The sequence below is a fragment of the Arthrobacter sp. JCM 19049 genome, assembly GCF_001310435.1.
In genome coordinates this window covers 1-3,922 of sequence record NZ_BAXF01000193.1, presented here as the reverse complement: position 1 = coordinate 3,922, position 3,922 = coordinate 1, and the positions used below count along the sequence as shown (strand labels likewise).

The following is a 3,922-nucleotide window of genomic DNA, read 5'->3' as shown; positions in this document are numbered from 1 at the left end:
CCCGGGTTCGGTGGCCACCGCGACCGCCGTGGATGAAAAGGCGCCGCTGTACGACGACCTGGCCCAGCGCCTGAACCGTTCCTAGCGCACCGGCGCCGGTGTCATCCGCCCGGCATCTGGCGTCATCGGATTCGCTGAAGTGTCCACCTGGCCAAGTAGACTCGCACCAGCACCACCGCGCGCACTACGGCGCCGTGGTGTGCAGTGACGGAACGACAGGGGAGCAGCCAATGAGCGAACAGGAGCCAGCCGCCAACGATTTCGCTGAACAGATCGACGAGTCGGTGCGGCGCTACGCCAAGGTGCGTCCGGCACTGCAGCAGGTGCTGGACACCATGCTCGGACGCATCCGCAACCTGTTCGAGGCCTCCGAGGAGGCCCAGCCGCTGTTCATCACCGGGCGGGTGAAATCGGTGCCCTCCTTCCGCGCCAAGGCTCCCGCCAGCTGCAGGAGGACGCCGAGAGCGACCCGGTGCTGGAGTTCCCCAACCCGCTGCGTGAGATCCACGACATGGTCGGCATCCGCATCATCGTGAAGCTGCCCCACGAGATCCAGCAGGTCGCGAACATGATCAAGGCCCAGCGCGCCGCCTTTGACTGCCGCAGCGACCGGGAGAAGGACATCGGCTCGGTGGAGTCCGGCACCTACGGGTACTCCTCCCGCCACCTGCTGCTCAAGACCCGTAACGAACCCAGCGTCCGCCGCTTCCAGGAGCAGCTGGGCAAGCCGGTGGTCCCCAGCGGCAACTTCACTTTTGAGGTGCAGATCCGCACCATCCTGCAGCACGCCTGGAGCGAGGTGGAACACGACATCCGCTTCAAGAACTCCGGCCAGGGGGTGTGGAGCCCGCAGCTGGACCGCCAGTTCACCGCCACCGCCGCCATGCTGGAAACCGTGGAGAACTACTTCACCGACATCGACGAGCTGTACAACACGCTCAACGCCTACCAGGACCGGGACGGGCTGGGCGGCCAGGAGCTGAACAGCGACCGGATCGGGCAGATCTGGCAGACCCTGCTGCCGCACGTGGACCGCAAGCGCGATGACGACTGGTCCTGGGCGGCCGAGCTGCTCGGGGCGCACGGCATCACCCGGACCTGGCAGCTGGCCGAGCTGCTGGACCCGAACGTGGTCACCGAGGTGCGTTCGGCCCTGGACCACCGCTACTCGCCGGGCCCGGACCGGTTGCTGGATGACATGCTGCTGTGGCGCTTCGGTGCGGCGCACATCGACAAGACCAGCGGCAACGACGAGCGGCGCGAATCCTCGCTGCGCCGGCGCCTGGTGCAGATGAACGACTACCGCAACCAGCGCAGCTAGGCCGAACACCCACCTTGCCAACACCCGCCCCAAAAACTTCGGGGCGGGTGTTAGCTTATGCACTTTGGCACCACCGGCGGGCCCGAACCCCGGTAGACTGGATAAGTTGCCCGAAATCTGCTCGCCGGGCAACAGAACCAGGCAACCTTAGAAAGGGGTTCACCAGATGATTTCCGTGGCCAACCTTGAGCTGCGCGTCGGCGCCAGGCTGCTGATGGACGAGGTGAACTTCCGCATCGACAAGGGCGACAAGATCGGTCTGGTAGGCCGCAACGGCGCCGGGAAGACCACCATGACCAAGGTGCTGGCCGGTGAGTCCCAGCCCACCGCCGGGGAAGTGAGCTCCCGCGGCTCCATCGGCTATCTGCCCCAGGACCCGCGCACCCCGGACATGGAGCAGCTGGCCCGCGACCGCATCCTCTCGGCCCGCGGCCTGGACAAGATCATCAACAAGCTGGCCCGCACTCGCGCCGAGATGGCCAGCGAGGATCCGAACATCGCCGCGAAGGCGATGCGCCGCTATGACCGGCTGGACGCCGAGTTCATTGCCGGGGGCGGGTACGCGGCCGAATCCGAGGCCGCGGCGATCTGTTCGAACCTGGATTTGCCCGACCGCATCCTGGACCAGCCGCTGCGCACCCTCTCCGGCGGCCAGCGCCGCCGTGTCGAGCTGGCCCGCATCCTGTACTCGGATGCCGAAACCCTGCTGCTGGACGAGCCGACCAACCACCTGGACGCCGACTCGATCAGCTGGCTGCGCGACTTTTTGAAGAACTACTCCGGCGGCGTGCTGATGATCTCCCACGACACCGGGCTGCTGGAAGCCACCGTGAACAAGGTGCTCTACCTGGACGCGAACCGCGGCACCGTAGACGTGTACAACATGGGCTGGAAGCGCTACCTGGTGCAGCGCGAAACCGATGAGCACACCCGCCGCCGGGAACGGGCCAACGTGGAGAAGAAGGCCAGCGCGCTGCTGGCCCAGGCCAACAAGATGAAGGCCCGCGCCTCGGGCGCCTCCGCCGCCCAGTCCATGCTCAAGCGCGTGGACCGCATGCTTTCGGGGTTGGAGGAGGAGCGCGCCGCCGACAAGGTCGCCGCCCTGCGCTTCCCGGACCCGGCCCCGTGCGGCAAGACCCCGCTGATGGCCGAGGGCCTGTCCAAGTCCTACGGTTCGCTGGAAATCTTCACCGACGTCTCCTTGGCCATCGACCGCGGCTCCAAGGTCGTGATCCTTGGGCTGAACGGTGCCGGCAAGACCACCCTGCTGCGCATGCTGGCCGGGGTCTCCGAACCGGACACCGGCGAAATCCAGCCGGGCCACGGCCTGAAGATCGGCTACTTCGCGCAGGAACACGACACCCTGGATCCGGAGAAGACGGTGCTGGAGAACATGCGCCGCACCGCGCCGAGTGAGCTGGGGGACGCGGACGTGCGTTCAATCCTCGGTTCCTTCCTGTTCGTGGGCGATGACGTGCACAAGCCGGCCGGGGTGCTCTCCGGTGGTGAGAAGACCCGTCTGGCCCTGGCCACCATCGTGGCCTCCAGCGCGAACGTGCTGCTGCTCGATGAGCCGACGAACAACCTGGACCCGGCCTCGCGCGCGAGGTGCTCGGCGCGCTGTCGAACTTCTCCGGCGCGGTGGTCATGGTCTCCCACGACGAGGGTGCGGTGGCGGCCCTGAACCCCGAGCGCGTGGTCATCCTGCCGATGGGGATGAGGACCTGTACAGCGAGGACTACCTGGAACTGGTTTCGCTGACCTAGGCGCCACCACGGTCAGGTTGTTTCCGGGCCATCCGGGTATGCGAAAACCGCCCGATCCACCGGTGTGGGTCGGGCGGTTTTCTGCCTGCCCGCCGGGTCTGCGGCGAGGGGGAAAGTTTGGTGTCGGGACCGGCGCTGCTCAGTTTATCGTGGGTTACCGGCCGCAGATATCCGGGGCTCCTCACATCAGATAAACGGAGCGCCGTAGGCCTTGAGAGCACCTGTGAGATCTGGACGATCCCGACACCTTCAGCATACGAGAGATCCGGGAAAAGTCCATAGCAACCGGTATCTTGCATTGGGTCTGGGGTTGGGCGAGCCCCTACGAACGCCGCCGATCCGTTTGTGATGTTCACGAACGGACCGGCGGTGGTTGGAATGTGGTGGGCGGATCTAGCCGCGCTTCCCCGCGTCCTGGTTGTGGGCCGGGTCCTGGCCCTGGTCCAGCATCGCGTCCTCCACCGCCTCATCGGTCAGCGAACCGTCACGGCGGTACTTCTTGGTCTGCTTGGCGCGGATCTTGCGCACCTTGTGGATCGGCTCATCAAAGCCGGCGGCGCGGGCCTCGGCCAGTTCCTCGGCGTCCTCCCGGTTCAGCTTCTTCTGCTGGCGGGCGGCGTACCAGAAGCCGACGAACGCCAGCACGCCGAAGGGAACCACTGGTAGGAGTAGGACAGGTGCGGGCCTCATCGGTGTCCGGCGGATCCAGCTGCATGGGCGCGGTGGCCGGGGCCGGGTCCTCGGTGTACATGATCCCGTAGGCGCCCTCGGCGATCGGGTAGCCCAGCTGCTGGGCGTAGTTCGGCAGGTTCACGGTGGCCAGCTGGCCCTCGGG

At 66.6% G+C, this 3,922-nt stretch carries 3 protein-coding genes and 2 pseudogenes; 3 read left to right on the top strand and 2 right to left on the bottom strand.

Annotated elements, in window-relative coordinates; translation table 11 throughout:
- Positions 1-230: 230 nt before the first annotated feature.
- The 3 genes and pseudogenes from JCM19049_RS19805 to JCM19049_RS09270 all read left to right on the top strand — a co-directional run bounded on the left by JCM19049_RS19805 (position 231) and on the right by JCM19049_RS09270 (position 3,087).
- Entirely contained in the window at positions 231-536 is a 306-nt protein-coding gene (locus tag JCM19049_RS19805) for a hypothetical protein (RefSeq protein WP_279402846.1), read from the top strand.
- Positions 473-1,321, top strand: a complete 849-nt coding sequence (locus tag JCM19049_RS09275; RefSeq protein ID WP_279402845.1) for a (p)ppGpp synthetase — start codon at positions 473-475, stop codon at positions 1,319-1,321. The genes JCM19049_RS19805 and JCM19049_RS09275 overlap by 64 nt, the downstream gene beginning before the upstream one ends.
- 166 nt (positions 1,322-1,487) lie before the next feature.
- A pseudogene (locus tag JCM19049_RS09270) lies at positions 1,488-3,087 on the top strand (ABC-F family ATP-binding cassette domain-containing protein).
- Between the two features lie 393 nt (positions 3,088-3,480).
- On the opposite strand, the gene JCM19049_RS19800 reads toward JCM19049_RS09270, so the two are convergent.
- On the bottom strand, positions 3,481-3,615 hold the full coding sequence (locus tag JCM19049_RS19800) for a hypothetical protein (RefSeq protein WP_279402844.1): 135 nt from the start codon (positions 3,613-3,615) through the stop codon (positions 3,481-3,483).
- 16 nt (positions 3,616-3,631) lie between these two features.
- Positions 3,632-3,922, bottom strand: a pseudogene (locus JCM19049_RS19795) (hypothetical protein); the annotation flags it as partial.

Excerpts from the sequence above, each read along its gene's own strand:
- JCM19049_RS19805 (WP_279402846.1), top strand. The coding sequence starts at position 231 with ATGAGCGAACAGGAGCCAGCCGCCAACGATTTCGCTGAACAGATCGAC.